Annotated in this window: 13 protein-coding genes; 6 read left to right on the plus strand and 7 right to left on the minus strand. The window is 69.7% G+C overall.

Features of this window, described 5'->3' with window-relative positions:
- Positions 1-2: 2 nt before the first annotated feature.
- Positions 3-377 carry a VOC family protein gene (locus IAG44_RS32615; protein ID WP_187750671.1) on the minus strand — a complete coding sequence of 125 codons (375 nt, stop codon included), beginning with the start codon at positions 375-377 and terminating at the stop codon, positions 3-5.
- Positions 378-639: 262 nt separating this feature from the next.
- Here IAG44_RS32615 and IAG44_RS32620 point away from each other — a divergent pair, with 262 nt between their 5' ends.
- The 6 genes from IAG44_RS32620 to IAG44_RS32645 all read left to right on the plus strand — a co-directional run bounded on the left by IAG44_RS32620 (position 640) and on the right by IAG44_RS32645 (position 8,278).
- On the plus strand, positions 640-3,222 hold the full coding sequence (locus IAG44_RS32620; protein WP_187750672.1) for a YfhO family protein: 2,583 nt from the start codon (positions 640-642) through the stop codon (positions 3,220-3,222).
- 213 nt (positions 3,223-3,435) lie between these two features.
- Entirely contained in the window at positions 3,436-4,464 is a 1,029-nt protein-coding gene (argC, locus tag IAG44_RS32625; RefSeq protein ID WP_187750673.1) for an N-acetyl-gamma-glutamyl-phosphate reductase, read from the plus strand.
- The gene (gene argJ / locus IAG44_RS32630) at positions 4,461-5,612 is read left to right on the plus strand and encodes a bifunctional glutamate N-acetyltransferase/amino-acid acetyltransferase ArgJ (RefSeq protein ID WP_187750674.1); all 1,152 of its coding nucleotides are present in this window, start codon (positions 4,461-4,463) and stop codon (positions 5,610-5,612) included. Before argC ends, argJ begins: the two co-directional genes overlap by 4 nt.
- The gene (argB, locus tag IAG44_RS32635; protein WP_187750675.1) at positions 5,609-6,553 is read left to right on the plus strand and encodes an acetylglutamate kinase; all 945 of its coding nucleotides are present in this window, start codon (positions 5,609-5,611) and stop codon (positions 6,551-6,553) included. Before argJ ends, argB begins: the two co-directional genes overlap by 4 nt.
- A 41-nt stretch (positions 6,554-6,594) precedes the next feature.
- Complete coding sequence (locus tag IAG44_RS32640; RefSeq protein ID WP_246564702.1) at positions 6,595-7,746, plus strand: acetylornithine transaminase; 1,152 nt, start codon at positions 6,595-6,597, stop codon at positions 7,744-7,746.
- Between the two features lie 7 nt (positions 7,747-7,753).
- Positions 7,754-8,278, plus strand: coding sequence for an arginine repressor (locus IAG44_RS32645; protein ID WP_187750677.1), 525 nt, complete (start codon positions 7,754-7,756; stop codon positions 8,276-8,278).
- A gap of 124 nt (positions 8,279-8,402) precedes the next feature.
- Here the strand turns inward: IAG44_RS32645 and IAG44_RS32650 are convergent, their stop codons facing one another.
- The 6 genes from IAG44_RS32650 to IAG44_RS32675 form a co-directional block, all read right to left on the minus strand.
- Positions 8,403-9,140, minus strand: a complete 738-nt coding sequence (locus IAG44_RS32650) for an FAD:protein FMN transferase (protein WP_425508482.1) — start codon at positions 9,138-9,140, stop codon at positions 8,403-8,405.
- A 55-nt stretch (positions 9,141-9,195) separates the two neighbouring features.
- Entirely contained in the window at positions 9,196-10,290 is a 1,095-nt protein-coding gene (locus tag IAG44_RS32655) for an FMN-binding protein (protein WP_187750679.1), read from the minus strand.
- A gap of 86 nt (positions 10,291-10,376) precedes the next feature.
- A complete protein-coding gene (locus IAG44_RS32660; RefSeq protein ID WP_187750680.1) occupies positions 10,377-11,759 on the minus strand; it encodes a ferredoxin reductase family protein in 1,383 nt (460 codons plus the stop codon).
- A 102-nt stretch (positions 11,760-11,861) separates the two neighbouring features.
- Positions 11,862-12,500: a hypothetical protein gene (locus tag IAG44_RS32665; protein ID WP_187750681.1), complete on the minus strand. Its 639-nt coding sequence runs from the start codon at positions 12,498-12,500 to the stop codon at positions 11,862-11,864.
- Positions 12,500-12,838: a hypothetical protein gene (locus IAG44_RS32670; RefSeq protein WP_187750682.1), complete on the minus strand. Its 339-nt coding sequence runs from the start codon at positions 12,836-12,838 to the stop codon at positions 12,500-12,502. Before IAG44_RS32670 ends, IAG44_RS32665 begins: the two co-directional genes overlap by 1 nt.
- Before the next feature lie 11 nt (positions 12,839-12,849).
- Positions 12,850-17,664 (minus strand): HD domain-containing protein, encoded by a 4,815-nt coding sequence (locus IAG44_RS32675; RefSeq protein ID WP_187750683.1) that lies wholly within the window; start codon positions 17,662-17,664, stop codon positions 12,850-12,852.
- Positions 17,665-17,706 lie beyond the last annotated feature (42 nt).

The raw sequence follows: 17,706 nt of genomic DNA on the forward strand, positions 1-17,706 counted from the left end.
GTCTACAGGTAAGGCTTGGTGATCAGCTCGATCGCGTGGCCCGACGGGTCCTTGAAGTAGACGCCCCGGCCGCCGTGCCCGGTGTTCGTCTCGCCGGGGCGCCGCATCTGGGGGTCGGCCCAGTGCGTGATGCCGTCGGCGCACAGCCGCTGGTAGGCGCGGTCGAACAGGGCGTCGTCGACGAGGAACGCGTAGTGCTGCATCTGGATCTCGACCGGCGGCTCCGCGAACTGGAGCAGGGTGCCGTCGGAGAGCTGGATGTTGGTGAACGGGCCCCAGGACGGGGCCGCGTCGACTTCGAGGAGCGCGCGGTAGAAGCGGGCGGACTCCTCGCGGTCCTTCGACGCGATGATGGTGTGGTTGAAGGAGACGGGCATACGGTGGGTGACCTCTTCGCTCGGAACTTCGGGACGGAGACTGCGGAACGCGTCGTCGAAATCCGAGCGGACGGCGGGGCTCGACCCCGCCCGAAGGTCAGTCGGCCACCGGGTAGCCGATCCGTGAATGGCGCGTGCGCGCCGGTCCGGTGTTCACGGGGGTGACCTTAGCCAGGGGAACGCCGGGCGACAACCCGGTTAACCTTTCCGCGAGTTCACGCCGCCGGACAACCGATCCGCGCGCCCGTCTGTCTGAGCGGACGTGGAAACGACCACCCGCCCGCGACGCGCCGCCTCCGGCCTCGCCGCGCTCGTCACGCTCGCCGTGTTCTGCGCCGCCGACGCCGTCGCCCGCAGCTACCCCTTCGGGCCGCGCACCCGCAGCGTCAACGACCTCGGCAACCAGTACCTGCCGTACCACGCGCACCTCTGGGACCTCCTGCACGGCCGTGCCGACGGCGGGCTCCTCATGAACTGGCAGTCCGGGTTCGGCGCGAGCTTCCTGCCCGACTTCGCGACGTACCTCAGCAGCCCGTTCGCCCTGCTCGTCGGGGTGTTCCCGCGCGACGAGATCGACCTCGCGGTGTACGTCATCACGGCGCTGAAGACGGCGAGCGCGGCGGCGGCGATGAGCTGGCTGCTCCTCACCCTGCGCCCCGGGCCGCGCTGGGCCGCCGTCCTCCTCGGCGTCTCCTACGCCCTGTGCGGCTGGAGCCTCGCCGACGCGTCCTACAACCTCATGTGGCTCGACGGTCTCATCGCGCTGCCGGTGCTGTGCCTGGTGGGGGAGTGGCTGCTCGCGGGGCGCCGCCGTGTGGTGGGCGTGCTGGTCGTCGCGCTCGCCTGGACGGCGAACTTCTACACCGGGTACATGGCGACCCTCGGCGCCGCCCTGGTCCTCGCTGTCCGCCTGATCCTCATCGCCCCGCCGCGCCGCGAGACCCTTGCCGCGCTCGGCCGCGCCGCCCTCACCACCGCCCTCGGCATCGGCCTCGCCGCCCCGCTCGTCACCGTCGTCTACTTCGGCAGCGAGCACTCCTCCCCGACCCACTTCAGCGGCTTCGTCCCCTCCGACGCCGAGGACGTCCTCGCCCGCCTGATGCCGACGACGTACGGCTTCGGCTCGCCCAGCCTGTACGTCGGGACGACGGCCCTGCTGCTCGCGCTCGCCCTGCCGCTGCACCGGGCGGTCCCGGCGCGGGTGCGGTGGGCCTGGTCGGGGCTGATCGTCGTCATGTTCGCGTCGATGCAGTGGGAGCCGACGCAGCTCGCGTGGCACGGCTTCACGACACCGCAGGGGTCCGGGTACCGGGAGGCGTTCGTGCTGTGCGCGTTCCTGGTGCTGGCGGCCTGGTACGGGCTGTCGTACGGGGTGCCGGACGGGCGGGCGCTGGGGGTCGCGGCGGGGGCGCTGGCGCTGATGGGGGCGGGGGCGAGCGGGAGTCATCTGGTGCGGCCGTTCGTGCTGCCGATCATGGCGGTGGTGGGGGTGGGCGCGGTCGTGGGGCTTCGGGCGCTGTACCGGGCGGGTGGCCGGGGTACCGAGGACGCTTCGGCGGCCGGTGAGCCGGCGGACCCTGCCGATCACCCCAGGCCCTCGGTCCTCCGCACGAGACTCCGCCTCACCCGCCCCCTCCCCGCCGGCTTCGCCGTCGCGCTCCTCCTCGCGCTCCAGCTCGGCGAAGTCACCGGCACCTCCGCCGTCACCAGCCGCCTGCGCCTCGCCCACTTCGACAACTACGCGCCCTGGGGCGCACGTCAGGAGGCCCAGGCGGAGGCGGTGGAGTCGGCGGACGGCTGGCCCGCCTACCGCACCGACCCCGGCCGCGAGCAGACCGTCGGGAACGACCCGATGATGGTCGGCGGACAGGGCGCCCAGTACTACAGCAGCCACACCTCAGACGTCCTGTACCGCACACTCACGGCTCTGGGGGACGGCTGGACGTCCGGCGGACGGAGTCTCCAGAGCCTCGACAACGCCGTCACGGACACGGTGTTCTCGGTCGGCGCGCGTGTGCACTTCCCGCCGGATCCCCACCAGGACTGGTTCCCGCAGGACGGCACGGGCGAGACGGTGACCCGGCAGGTGGTGCCGCCGCTGGTGACGGTACGGCCGGCGGGACCGCAGCCGGGGTTCGGGACGTCGCCGTTCCGCAACCAGGAGCTGCTGCTGGGGACGAGGGTCTACACGGTCCCCCACGTCACCGTCCGGAACCGGACCCTCACGGCCCAGTGCCCGGCGGACAGCGAGGCGTACCTCTACGCCCCGCGCTTCGCCGGCACCGCGAGCCTGACGGGCAGCGCGCTCACGGGCCGCTTCCGGGCCGACGCGCGCAAGAAGATCGCGGCGATGGCGAGGCTGGGCCAGGTCCCCCCGACGGGCCGGGTCCACATCACCCTGACCCCCAACAAACCCGGCCGCCTCCCCACCCAAGGCTCCCTGGGCTGCCTGGACACGAAGAAACTCCGAACAGCGACCGACCACCTCCGCACGACCGGCGCGACAAAGGTCACCGTCTCGGACACCACGATCCGCGCCACCCTCCCTCCCGCCAGCCGAGGCATCGCCGTCATCGCCACCCCCCGCATCGCCGGCTGGCGCTGCGCCGTGGGCGACGCCCCCGCCGTCCCCGCCACCCAGTTCCACGGCCTGCTGGCCACCCCGTTGAACCCCACCTCCACCACCGTCACCTGCACCTTCCACCCCCCGGGCCTCCGCCTCGGCCTGACTCTCGGTGCCGCCGCCCTGACCGGCACCCTGGCCCTCACGATCTGGACGGCGACCCGAGGCAGAACCCGCCCCCGGACGACACCGAGGAAACAACCCACACCGACGACGCCCTGACACCCCCCACAACACGCCCCCAAGCCCCCCGGCCCCACCGGGGGGCGTCTCCCCGACGCGCCACGCCGCCGACCACCCCCCACGAGAGCCACGACACGGTTTTCGTGGTCCTGACGAAGGGAAGCTCTCTCCCCGGTCGGCGGTCTTTGTATGCGATCGATTGCATAAACGTGCAGCGAGACGTATAGTCATGCCATTCAGGAGGAGGAGTTCATGGTGGTACGTGCGGCGGTAGCCGGGGCGAGTGGGTATGCGGGCGGTGAGGCGTTGCGTCTGCTGCTCGCGCACCCGGAGGTCGAGATCGGCACGTTGACCGGGAACTCCAACGCGGGACAGAAGCTCGGGGCGTTGCAGCCGCACTTGTGGCCGTTGGCGGACCGGGTGCTGGAGGAGACGACGGCGAAGACGCTGGCGGGGCATGACGTCGTGTTTCTGGCGCTTCCGCACGGACAGTCCGCAGCCGTCGCCGAACAACTCGGCCCGGATGTCCTCGTCGTCGACATGGGTGCCGACTTCCGACTGAAGAACGCCGGCGACTGGGAGAGGTTCTACGGCTCCCCGCACGCCGGTACCTGGCCGTATGGCCTGCCCGAACTCCCGGGTGGCCGCGCCGCGTTGGAGGGGTCCAAGCGCATCGCGGTCCCCGGTTGCTACCCGACCGCCGTCTCGCTCGCCCTGTTCCCGGCCTACGCCGCCGGCCTCGTGGAGAACCAGGCGATCGTCGTCGCCGCGTCCGGCACCTCCGGCGCGGGCAAGGCGCCGAAGCCGAACCTGCTGGGCAGCGAGGTGATGGGCTCGATGTCGCCGTACGGCGTCGGCGGCGGCCACCGCCACACCCCCGAGATGATCCAGAACCTGAGCGCGGCGGCCGGCGAGCCGGTCACCGTCTCGTTCACCCCGACCCTCGCCCCCATGCCGCGCGGCATCCTCGCGACGTGCAGCGCGCAGGCGAGGCCCGGCGTCACGGCGGAGACCGTCCGCGCGGCCTACGAGAAGGCCCTCGCCGACGAGCCGTTCGTACACCTGCTGCCCGAGGGCCAGTGGCCCGCGACGGCGTCGGTGCAGGGCTCGAACGCGGTCCACATCCAGGTCGCGTACGACGAGGCCGTGGACCGCGTCATCGCGATCAGCGCCATCGACAACCTGACGAAGGGCACCGCCGGCGGTGCCGTCCAGAGCATGAACATCGCCCTCGGTCTCCCCGAGGAGCTGGGTCTTTCCACGATCGGAGTCGCACCGTGAGCGTGACGGCAGCAAAGGGATTCACGGCGGCCGGAGTCGCCGCCGGGATCAAGGAGAGCGGCAACCCGGACCTGGCCCTCGTGGTCAACACCGGGCCGCGCCGCGCCGCCGCCGGTGTCTTCACCTCCAACCGCGTGAAGGCCGCCCCGGTGCGGTGGTCCGAACAGGTCCTGAAGGCCGGGGAGTTGACGGCCGTCGTCCTCAACTCTGGCGGCGCCAACGCCTGTACGGGCCCCAAGGGCTTCCAGGACACGCACGCGACGGCCGAGAAGGTCGCCGAGGTGCTGGAGATCGGCGCGGGCGACGTCGCCGTCTGCTCGACCGGCCTCATCGGCGTCCTCCTCCCGATGGACAAGCTGCTCCCGGGAGTCGAGACGGCGGCCGCCCAACTGTCCGAGCACGGCGGCGAGAAGGCCGCCATCGCCATCAAGACCACCGACACCGTCCACAAGACGTCGGTCGTGACCAGGGACGGTTGGACCGTGGGCGGCATGGCCAAGGGCGCCGGCATGCTCGCCCCCGGCCTCGCGACGATGCTGGTCGTCGTCACCACCGACGCGGACGTCTCAAGTGCCGACCTGGACAAGGCACTTCGCGCCGCGACCCGGACCACCTTCGACCGCGTCGACTCCGACGGCTGCATGTCCACCAACGACACCGTCCTCCTCCTCGCCTCCGGCGCCTCCGAAATCACCCCGGAGTACGCCGAGTTCGCGGAAGCCGTCCGCCAGGTCTGCGACGACCTCGGCCAGCAGCTCATCCGCGACGCCGAGGGCGCCAGCAAGGACATCAAGATCGAGGTCATCAACGCGGCGACCGAGGACGACGCCGTCGAGGTCGGCCGCTCGATCGCCCGCAACAACCTCCTCAAGTGCGCGATCCACGGCGAGGACCCCAACTGGGGCCGCGTCCTGAGCGCGATCGGCACGACCGGGGCCGCCTTCGAGGCCGACGAGTTGAACGTCGCCATCAACGGCGTCTGGGTCTGCGAGAACGGCGGCGTCGGCGAGGACCGCGACAAGGTCGACATGCGCTACCGCGAGGTCCACATCGTCGCCGACCTCGCCGCCGGCACCGAGACCGCGACCATCTGGACCAACGACCTCACCGCCGACTACGTCCACGAGAACAGCGCGTACTCGTCATGAGCGAAACCCGCAAGCACAAGGCGCTGCCCAAGGCGCAGATCCTCATCGAGGCGCTGCCCTGGCTGACCCGGCACAACGGCAAGACCGTCGTCGTCAAGTTCGGCGGGAACGCCATGGTCGACGAGGAGTTGAAGGCCGCGTTCGCCCAGGACGTCGTCTTCCTCCACCGCGCCGGACTCAAGCCGGTCGTCGTGCACGGCGGCGGCCCGCAGATCAACGCCGCGTTCGAGAAGCACGGCATCGTCAGCGAGTTCAAGGCCGGCCTGCGCGTCACCACCGAGGACGCCATGGACGTCGTCCGGATGGTCCTCGCCGGGCAGGTCCAGCGCGAGCTGGTCGGGCTCCTCAACCAACACGGGCCGCTCGCCGTCGGGTTGACCGGCGAGGACGCCCACACCATCACCGCGACCAAGCACCGGCCCGAGATCGACGGCGAGTTGGTCGACATCGGCCGGGTCGGTGAGATCACCGCGATCGACACCGGCGCCATCGAGGCGCTGCTCGCCGACGGCCGTATCCCGGTCGTCTCGTCGATCGCCCGCAGCCAGGACGACGGACATGTCTACAACGTCAATGCTGATACGGCGGCTGCGGCACTCGCTGCGGCACTGGGGGCCGAAACCCTCATGGTCCTCACCGACGTCGAAGGACTCTACGAGGACTGGCCGAACTCCGACGAGGTGATCAGCCGCCTCACCGCTTCCCAACTGGAGAAGCTGCTGCCGGAGTTGAGCTCCGGCATGGTCCCCAAGATGGAGGGCTGCCTGCACGCGGTGCGCGGCGGCGTGCGGACCGCGCGCGTCATCGACGGCCGCGTCCCGCACTCCATCCTGCTGGAGATCTTCACGGATGACGGGGTCGGCACGATGGTCGTACCCGACGAGACCGACGAACACGACGAGACCGACGAGCACGACGAGCAAGAGGGGGAAGCGAAGTGACGGCCAATCAGGAACTGACCGCTCGCTGGCAGGGCGCGCTCATGAACAACTACGGCACCCCGCGCCTCCCCCTCGTGCGCGGCGCGGGCGCCAAGGTCTGGGACGCCGACGGCACGGAATACCTCGACTACGTCGGCGGCATCGCCGTCAACGCGCTCGGCCACGCCCACCCCGCGATCGTCGAGGCCGTCTCCACCCAGATCGCGTCCCTCGGCCACGTCTCCAACCTCTTCGTCGCCGAACCCCCCGTCGCCCTCGCCGAACGGCTCCTCGCCCGCTTCGGCCGCGACGGCAAGGTGTTCTTCTGCAACTCCGGCGCCGAGGCCAACGAAGGCGCGTTCAAGATCGGACGGCTCACCGGCCGCACCCACATGGTCGCCACCACCGGCGGCTTCCACGGCCGCACCATGGGCGCCCTCGCCCTCACCGGCCAGCCCGGCAAGCAGGACGGCTTCCACCCGCTGCCCGGCGACGTCACCCACGTCCCCTACGGCGACGCGCAGGCCCTCGCCGCCGCCGTCACCGAGGACACCGCGCTCGTCATCATCGAACCGGTCCAGGGCGAGAACGGCGTCGTCGTCCCGCCCGCCGGCTACCTCAAGGCCGCGCGCGCCATCACCGCCGCGACCGGCGCGCTCCTCGTTCTCGACGAGGTCCAGACCGGCGTCGGCCGCACCGGGCACTGGTTCGAGTACCAGGCCCACGAAGGCGTCCTGCCCGACGTCGTCACCCTCGCCAAGGGCCTCGGCGGCGGGCTCCCGCTCGGCGCGACCGTCGCCTTCGGCCGCGCCGCCGACCTCCTCCAGCCCGGCCACCACGGCACCACCTTCGGCGGCAACCCCGTCGCCTGCGCCGCCGGCATCGCCGTCCTCGACACCATCGAGAACGAAGGGCTGCTGGAGAATGTCAAGGCGCAGAGCGAGAAGTTGCGGGACGGTGTCGAAGGTCTCGGACATCCGTTGATCGATTATGTCCGGGGCGCGGGCCTCCTCCTGGGTATCGTGCTCACCGAGCCCCTTGCCGCGAAGGTGCAGCAGGCGGCTCAGGAGGCCGGTCTCCTGGTGAACGCGCCCGCCGCCGACGTCGTACGGCTCATGCCGCCGCTGAATCTGCGCGACGACGAGGTGACGGCGTTCCTCCAGGCGCTGCCCGGCATCCTCGACACAGTGCACGGGGACGGAACCGGAGAATGAGACGACGATGAGTGACGCTGCCGCTGGGCCGGCCGTACCCCAGACGCGGACCGCGCGTCATCGGCGGATCGTGGACATCCTCAACCGGGAACCGGTGCGGTCGCAGAGCCAGTTGGCGAAGCTGCTGTCCGACGACGGGTTGAGCGTCACGCAGGCGACGCTGTCGCGGGACCTCGACGAGCTGAACGCGGTGAAGATCCGCAACACCGACGGCGACCTCATCTACGCGGTGCCCAGCGAGGGGGGGTTCCGCACGCCGCGCGCCCCGCTGGGGGAGTCCGCGAAGGAGGAGCGGATGCGGCGGCTCTCCCAGGAGCTGCTGATCTCCGCGGAGGCGTCCGCGAACCTCGTCGTCCTCCGGACGCCGCCCGGGGCCGCCCAGTTCCTCGCCTCCGCCATCGACCAGGCCGAGCTGCACGACATCCTGGGGACCATCGCCGGGGACGACACGCTGCTGTTGATCAGCCGCGAGCCGAGCGGGGGGCAGGCGCTCGCGGATCACTTGCTGCGGTTGGCTCAGAACGGGGGATGAGGTGGGGGGAACTGTCGGCGGCCGGCTGCGGGTTGTGTGTGGCTGGTCGCGCCCACGCGGCGGTAGCCGCAAATTGATACAGCCCCGCGCCCCTAAAAGATCGCAGTGGCCCGGCGCTGAAAAGCTAGCCCAGCCTTGCTGCAAGGCCGCCCGTGCATCTGACTTCGTCTCCCGCCGTGATCAGTAAAGCCTCCACGTCCGGCAGCGACTCCAGCCAGGCCAGCGCCTCTCTCGAACCCATCGCGAAGGCTGCCGTTGCCCAGCAGTCCGCCCAGGTCAGGCTCGGGGCTACAACTGTCACCGCCACCAAGTCCGTTACCGCTGACTTACCCGTTCGCGGATCGACGATGTGCGCGCCGCGTTCCACCGTGCCCGAGGTGGCCACTGCCAACTCCGGTGCCCCTGCTGCCGATACGACCGCTGCCAGACCGCCCGGTCTCAAGGGGTCCGACACGCCTACGCGCCAAGGGCGTTCGGGGCCGGGGACGCCCAACAGCTGCACGTCGCCGCCGCCGTTGACGCTGACGCCTGTGGCGCCGGCCTCGGCGAGGATGCGGGCGGCGCGTTCGGTGGACCAGCCCTTGACGATGCCGGTGGGGTCGAGGCGGCCCTCGTAGCGGGTGCTGAACCAGCCGTCGCTCAACCGCTCGGCGCGGGCGGCGAGTTCGAGGACGTCGGGGACCTCGGGGGAGCAGTCGGCGAGGGTGAGTTCGCCTCGGGCGAGACGGGAGATCTCGCTGTCGTCGCGGTAGGTGCTGAAGACCTCGTCGACGCGGTGCAGGGACGCCACCGCGTCGACGAGGGCCGCGCGGACCGAGGCCGGGTCCCCGCCGCGGACGTCGAAGGAGAAGACAGTCCCCATGACTTCTTCCACGTGACGCACCGCGGCGGGAGCTTCGGACGGCTGGGCCACCGGTTCAGACCCCGGCCTGGTCGAGCGCCGACTGGAGCGACTTCTTGTACCCGTCGGACGTGTACGTCGCCCCGGACACCGTGTCGACGTCCGCGCTCTGCTTGGCGACCGCCTCGGCGTTGAGCTTGGGCACGGAGTCGTTGGTGCGCTGCGTGCTCTGCCCGCCCTGCGGCGCCTTGACGGCCTCGGCCTTGGTGACCTTGCCGCCCGCGACGGTGATGCGGACCTGGACGTCGCCGTACTGGGTCTGCGCGGCCTCACCGGTGAAGGTCCCGGACGCCTGCTGCTGGCCCCCGCCCCCGCCCGACCCCGACTGCTGTGAACCCCCTTGCGCCGACCCGGCGTTGGCCTTGTCGATGGCCGACTGGAGCGACTTCTTGTACCCCTCGGACGTGTACGTCGCCCCCGACACCGTGTCGACGTCCGCGGACTGCTTGGCGACGGCCCCGGCGTTCAGCTTCGGCACGGCGTCGTTGGTGCGCTGCGTGCTCTCCCCGCCCTGCGGCGCCTTGACCGCCTCGGACTTGGTGATCTTCCCGCCCGCGACGGTGATGCGGACCTGGACGTCGCCGTACTGGGTCTGCGCCGCGTCGCCCGTGAACGTCGCCGCCTGCGCCTGACCGCCGCCCGACTGCGAACCACCTTGCGCGCCACCCGAGTTGGCCTTGTCGATGGCCGACTGCAACGACTTCTTGTACCCCTCGGACGTGTACGTCGCTCCCGACACCATGTCGATGTTCGGGGACTGCTTGGCGACGACGTCCGCGTTGAGCTTGGGCACCGCGTCGGCCGTCCGCTGCGTGCTCTGGCCGCCCTGCGGCGCCTGCACGGCCTCGGCCTTGGTGATGCGGTTGTTGTCGACGGTGATGCGGACCTGGACGTTGCCGTACTGCGTCTGGATCGCGTCCCCGGTGACCGTGCCCGTGACCGGCGCGCCCGCGCCGCCCTGGGCCGCCTCCTGCGCCGCCGCGCCCGTGCCGGCGGCCTGCGCGGACGAACCGGGGTCGGAGGACGGCTTCAGCGTCAGCAGCAGCACGATCCCGGACACGGTGGCGGCGCTGGCCAGCACGACGCGCCGAAGCGGGTGGCTCTTCCTCATCTGTTTCTGGGCTCCTGATATCCGTGGAAGGAGAGGTCTGTGGGGGGCGCCGAGGGAGCGCCGGGCCTTCGGGTGAGGCGAGGGACCTACATCTCGAAGGACTCGTGGTGGATACGGCGGGCCGGCACCCCGGCACCGCGCAGCGCCTCGTACACGGACTGAGCGAACCCGCCCGGACCGCACATGAAGACGTCGTGCTCGGCGATGTCCGGGATCTTCCGCTCCAGGGACTCGGCGGAGATGTCGGGCCGCTCGCCGTCGGGGCTGTTCACGGCGTACATCAGACGCGCCCCACGCTCATCGGCGATCTTCGCCAGCTCGTCCCACAGGGCGAGGTCCTGGGTGCTGTTGGCGCGGTAGAGCAGGGTCAGGTCACCGGGCGCGCCCGGCAGTGTCTCGAACAGCGCGCGCATCGGCGTGATCCCGACCCCGCCGGCCACCAGCAGCACCTTGCCCCGGCTGCGGCGCGACGCGGTCATCGCGCCGTACGGGCCCTCGGCCCACACCTTCGTGCCGGGCGCGAGCCCCCGCAGGGCCGCGCTGTGGTCGCCGTTCGCCTTCACCGTGATCCGCAGCATGCCGGGCCTCGGCGCGGCCGACAGGGAGTACGGGTGCGAGCTGAACCGCATGCCGGGCGCGAGGAACCGCCAGCGGAAGAACTGGCCCGCCTCCGCGCCCATCCGGTGCAGCTTGCGCCCGCCGATCAGCACCGACACGACGCCGGGCGCCTCCTCGACGACCGCCTCGACGTACATCCGGTGCCGCAGGTTCAGCCGGATCGGCGTCAGCACCCGGTACCAGATCACCAGCGCGGTGACCGTCCCGTACAGGCCGTACCAGACCGTCTTCGCCGTCGGGTCGACGACGAACTCGTTGCCCGTCGTCAGCTGGTGCCAGAACGTCAGGAACACCGCCGCGTACGTCATCAGGTGGATGTGGTACCAGGTGTCGTACGGCATCCGCTTGCGCACACCGCCCACCGAGGCCAGCCCGATGACGACCAGCAGGCCCGTCCCGATCGCCGCCTTGCCCATGTCCGGCAACTGGTTGACCAGGTCGATCGTCTGCTGCGCGAAGTCGCCCAGCGTCTTGCCCGCCTGGAGCGCGTACCCCCACACGATCAGGAACACGTGCGCGAACGTGAGGCACAGCGTGTACCTGCCGCTCATCGCGTGCCACCGCGCCACCCGGTCCGAGCCGACCCAGCGCTCCAGCACGGGCACCCGCGCCATCTGGAGCACCACCAGCGCCATCAGGTATCCCGCCAACAGGCCGGTGATCCGGCCCGCGTTGAGGATCATGCTGTCGGTGTCCGCGATGTTCGGCGTGTTGTCCCACCACAGCCACAGCACCCCCGCCGCACCCGCCCACACGGCAAGCAACAACGGGACTGCCGGGGAGCGGCGCGGGCGGATGCGGCGCATCGTCTGGCGTCGGGCGGCACGTCCGCCTGCGATCGTGGTGGTCACGGTTCCTCCGTGGGACTTGACCCTTGGCCCACAGATACGTGCCGGGAGCGGAGTGTGTTCAGCCAGTGGCGTGTATCCGTCCGCTGATCTCCGTAGATCTTTCTACCCGGCCCCCGACGACGCGCAGGCCGCGACCGGTGTCACCGCGACGACCTGTGCCGCGGGCACGAACGCCTCGCCGGCGCCCCCGCTCTTGCCCTCGCTCTTGATACGTACGCCCTCCCGGCCCGCGCCGAGCAGTTCCCCACACCGCTCCCCGGCCGTCGTCGTCACCCGGACGAGATGCGTGTCGGCCGGGCTCGCCTTCGTCGTCGCCCATACGACGATCACCGCGCCCGCCGCCAGGATGATTCCGGCCACACAGCAGAACGCCGCCCACCTCAAGTATCGGGTGACGCGGACGATTTCCTTCCTGGTCCAACTCCGCAGCGTCTGGCCCGCGAGGAGGATCCGGCTGTCCGGGGTGCCGTGCGCCGCCCTCACCGCGCAGACCGAGCCGGTCAGCAGCAGGGCGAACGCGATGCCCGTCAGCACACCTGCCGTCCAACGGGACCAGTCCGGGATCTTCGAGAGGTCGTCTCTCCCTTTGAGGACGACGAGGGTGGCGAGCAACGCCGTCAAGCCGGCCAGCCCCGACCTCCACCCCTCCGCCTGCCTCCGCAACTCCGGGAGCTGCGTGAACTCCAACTCCCTCGCCAACTCCGCCCAACGCCGGTTCCTTCTGTCCGCCGGGGTCGCCATCAGGCGGTCCCCGCCTGGAGGTTGGTCACCTTCCAGCTCGCGCCGCAGCCGATGAAGGGGGCGTCCGGGGGGAGTTGGGGGTGTGCGTGGCCGCACTCGCAGTAGTGGAACTCGGCGAGGAGCTGGGTTTCCGGGGGGTCGGGTTGCGAGCGGGAGAAGATGCCCTTCGTGCCGGTGCCGGGGATGCCGTACGCGTACTCCGAGGTGGTGACGCCCTGACAGGTGGGGCAGATGCCCCTCAGCGTCAATGTCCGGCCGTCGGTGTGGTGCGTGAACGGGGTCGCGGTCGGGCCGATGTACGTCTCGGCGTACGGGATGTTGTGGTCGTGCGGCGGCATGGGCTCGGTCCTCAGTCCAGGGGCAGGGTCAGGGCGAACATCTCGGCGTACAGGGCGAGTCGGGAGGCGACCCAGTCTTCGGTCATGTCCGTGGCCTGGGCGGCTCGGGCGATGTGGTCGCGGGTGACCTGGCCTTCCAGCGCGGGGAGCAGGCCGTTCAGGTAGGGGGTGAGGATCGAGAGGTCCTGCCAGAGGGGGATGAGGTCTGGGACTGGGGGGAGGGGGGTGGGGGAGTCGGTCAGGGGGAGGTAGGGGGCGATGCGGGCGGCGGTGCGGGGGAGGGGTTCGCCGAGGCGGGCGGAGATGCTGAGGAGGTCCAGGGGGGTGTAGGGGGAGGGGGGTTGGGTGAGGCGGTGGATGTCGCCTAGGGCTAGGAGGTCGTGCTGGGTGGGGACTTCGGTGGGGAGGGCTGCCAGTTGCCCGGGGGTGAGGGTGGGGATGAGGGCGCCGAGGGGGCGGAAGGGGAGCAGGCGAGCGTAGGCCGTGGCTGGGGTGATCACTTGCCGGTAGGCGTAATGGGCGAGTTCTTGTGGGCCCAGGGGCTTCCAGTTGAGGTCGTAGTTGGTCAGGGCGTAGATCTCGTTCTGCGAAGGGCGGACCTCCAAGAGGGACTTGGGCAACGGCGGCACCGCGAATCCGTAACGCTTGCCGTATTCGGTCGCGGAGCTCCAGACCTGCGCCAGCGTCTCGTTGAGGCGTTCCGCTGAGCGGACCAGGACGGCGGACGTCACCGCGTGGGCGGGGCAGTCCTTCTTCTCCCTCGAGGCTTCCGCACCCGAGAGGAGGAAGCGATCGTGGAGGGGCAGGCTGTGCCAGTCGAAGACGAGCGAGATGTCGTTCGGTACGTCGACTCCCGCTTGCCGCAGTTCGTCCACCGCGAGGGCCAGGTCCTCGATGCCTGCGTCCTCCCTGTAGAAGGACAGGTACAGGGACTTCAGGGTGATCCCTTCTTCCAGAGGGGCTTTCAGCTTCCTCAAACGTCTGACCAGCTTGGCGGTGTCCTCTGATGGCCGCACCGAGCCGGCCTCAGTGCCGGACATGTACCGGCGGGTGTAGCTCAGACCCAATTCCTCGACTGTCCAGGCGAGTTGGCTCTCGGCTGTGCTGAGGTCGGTGCCCAGTGCGTGGGCGAACTTCACGGTCGCCGCCCACGGCATCACCTTGGCATTCCACTGGGCGAATTCGTACAGCACGTCGGAGACGGCGTTCCCGCCAAGGAGGCATTCGACAGCCTTGGCCGACGGTGGTGTCCAGCCCAGCCAGGAGAAGTCGGCCAGGGCTTGGAGCACTTCCGATTCGGGTATGTCGCGGTTCTTGGCGACCCGACATACGCCCGAGGGATTGTCGACCAGTAAGAAGTTTCCGCCGGACAGGTGATGGAAGAGCCTGTCGACGTCGTCCTGCGTGCAGATGTGGTTCTCGTGCCGCTCGGGGATCTCTGGGAGAGGTGACGGGAGAAGAGACCGGTGGAAGGCGAGCTGTCTCACCAACTTGCCCAGCGGTACAGACATGCGTAGCGACGCAGTGACCAGGCTGCCCCAATGACGGCTACCAGCACCACCGATGACCTCGCTCGCATTCCTGCTGTCGGCGAGGTGTTCCGCCAAGGAAGACTCGGCTCCGTCGGGTACCCGGCTTATGGTGTCTCCCTGGCTGGGCAAGGGAGACAATGCAGGGTGTGCGATGCGTAATGTCCTGAGCCTGCGTTGCACATAGTCAGGGGTCCGCTTCAACCGTGCCGCGTTCGCCACCACGGAGTACCAGGAGACGGAGAAGAACTCTGTCAGTTTGGCGTCTCCGGGGACTGGCACTGGATATCCGGTCAGGTCTGTCGGCAGCACCATGGTGGAATTCAGTCGCTGCGACCACCCGTGAGCTGAGGCACGCCAGGGCAGGTCACCCTCAGCGCGAGGCGTCGACTTGGCGGTGAGATCCTCGTCGGTGAAGTACCAGCCCACGCGATCTAGTTCGACGGGGTTCCCGGTCCATCCTCGGGCCTGTACCCCCTTGCCCCGCCACGTCGAATCCAGTACCTGTGCCGTAGCGAGGCTGGACTTCTCCAGAGTCCACATCCATGCACATGACAGCATGGGCGAGGAGGCCAGAGCCTGCGCCCCTCGCCGCCACAGCGACTCCACCCACTTGGCGTCGTATGCCTGCAACTCCTCACGGCTTACGCTCAGTTGCCCCGCGTGCGGCCCGGTCAGGTTGACCACATACCCGAAGGGCTCCTGATCGGTCACGATGCCGTCGCAAAGGACGCTCCCCTCTCCGCTCACCCACCACAAAGCCCCCGGTACCCCCTCCACCGCCCCCGCCCGCTGCAACACCCCCGGCTCCCACACATGCTCCCGCTCACCCCCATCCCAAGCCCTCACCTCAAACTCACTCACCCACACCAACTCCCGCAACACCTCCACGCAAGACACCCCCCGAATCCCCTCCTCATCCCGCAGATAAAGCCGAACCCGAGTACCCCCCTCAGCCATCCCATCCCCCACCCCATCATGCCGCTGAACCCGGAACAGACTCCCGCTGCTAGGAATCTCAACCCGCAACGCATGCTCAGCCGGAATCCCCTCCGGACTAACCACCCGCGTCACAATCGTCATCTCCTCCGCGAGCATGAAATAGCTGAACACCCCAATCCCGAACCGACTATTGGGATAAAGCCGCAACTCAGGATCATGCCGCAACCACCGAGACTGCTCCCGCCGAAAAGAAGTAGACCTCTCGAACCGACTCCCCGCCCGAGTGAACGTCTGCTTCAACTGCTCCGCACTCATCCCCACCCCGTTATCCCGACACTCCACATACCGCCCCCGCTCATCCTCCCCCTGCGTGAACTCAATCCGCCCACTCCAAGCAGCAGGACGAGCCCCCACACTGTCGAGATACCGCCACCGCATCCCCCGATACCGGCACGCATCCATAGCGTTCTGATACAACTCCCGCAGCGCCAACTGCGGCTCGCCCCCATAAAGTTGCTCCCCCATCAACAAATCCCGCACCTCGGTCTGCGCAAGATGGAATCGCAGCAGAGGCACCTCATAGGACTCCCGCCCACCAACCCGGGAGGGCTGAAGATCCCGATCGGTCACCCGGGAGGGCACCGCAGCCAACACCCCTTCCCCAGCAACCCGCCCCGCGAACCGATCCGCCTCCTCAACCACCTCCGCCAACGCCGCATGAACAGCCTGATGAGGACACAACGCGTCAAGATGCAACGTGCTGTTCTCCCGCTGCCAACTCAACTCCCGCACAACCCCCAGCACATGTTGAGGCAGCACAGGATCCGACACGGCCAGATGATCGGCGACAACATCGGGCAACGTCCGCACATCCACCGCCAACACCCCCGCAAGCCGCACCAGCGCCCCCAACGCCCGCACCCGCACCACCTGATGCTGATGCTGCTGCCCCCCGACCGGCAGAACGACCTTCCGCGCACCCCAGGACTCGTCCAGCGGTTCATCGGAAGCAACCCCGGAAGCCACCACCCGCAACAACTCGGCGAATTCCTGGGCCCGTTCGGCGGCGAGCCCCAGCCGCCCCGCGAGTGAAGCGGCGAACGGAGACGGCACCACCTCATCGATCTGAACCCGGTCCTCGATCCACCGATGCACGAGCCACATGACAAGCGTGCCGGCATCCTCCCCGCGCGCCTGAAGCCCCATCACCTTCCGCGCCACACGCCCGTGTTGCTCCACGATCTGCTCGTAGTGCAACCGATGCGCATCCCCACCCCGCCGCTCGACCGAGTACGGCCGCACCTCCACCGCCTGACTCAACCGCTCGGCCCAGGCGGCTTCGTGCAGGAACGGCGCAGCAACCAAGGCGATCACCTCAGCGATGGACAACGACACCCCGTCAGGCAGAAGTTCCGGCAACCGATCACGCAACACCCGCACAGGAAACGCGTCATCGACCCAGGGATCCACCTCAGGCAACCGCTCCTGAGCCAGATGCACCCCACGCGCACACTCCGTGACGAACTCCTCCAACACCCCCACCAACGCGGCCCGTTCACACGACGGCACGTACTCCCACAACGGCGTCTCCCGAACCGCCCCCTGCCAAGCCTCCAGCAGCGCCCGCCCCTCACAGATCTCCGTCTTCCGGGCCCGCGCCTCTTCCTCGGCCCCGTACAGGAACCACGGCGTCTGCCGCACCCCGTACCGCCGGGCGGCCTTGACCGTCGCGGCCCGCGCGGCGGCGAGGACGTCCTCGACCGTCCGCGCCGGCGTCATGGGCCCCAACGCCTCGGCCAACCCCCGGGTGAAGAAGCTCCCTTCGGAGGTGAAGCCGCTCCGCTCCCCGGCGGAACACCCGGCCATCACGGCGAACCCGCCCTGCGGTGGCCCGTTGACGGCCTCGTTGGCGAACCGCTCGCCGTCACCGTCGAGTTCGGTGCGGCACGCGTCGATGAACCAGAGAGCGGTCCCGGCCTCACAACCCCGCAGCAGGGGCCCGATGTTGGCGGGTAACAGGGAGTCGAGATGCAACTCGGTCCAGCCCCCGTCGGCAGGGGCGATGGCATCGGCGGGAACGAGATAGTCCTTGCCCCCGACCCGCACTCCATGCCCGCTGAAGTACACCAACAGCGTCCCGCCGGACGGCACTTCGCGGGCCACCCGGTCGATCGTCAGCCTGATTTTGTTGCGCCCGGCGTCGGCCAGGACCTCCACCTCGTACCCCGACGCCCTGAGCGTCGCGTCCAGCAACCGCAGATCGGCGCTGACCGCCTCCTCCAACGCCCCCAACACCCCTTCAGCCTCCGGCGCCCGCCCCACCCCGACACGCAGCGCCCTCCGCACCCGTGCCATGTCCCCGTCCCCTCCCCGAACAGGGCACCATGATGGCACCGC

This window comes from Streptomyces roseirectus (assembly GCF_014489635.1).
In the GTDB taxonomy this organism is placed as follows: domain Bacteria; phylum Actinomycetota; class Actinomycetes; order Streptomycetales; family Streptomycetaceae; genus Streptomyces; species Streptomyces roseirectus.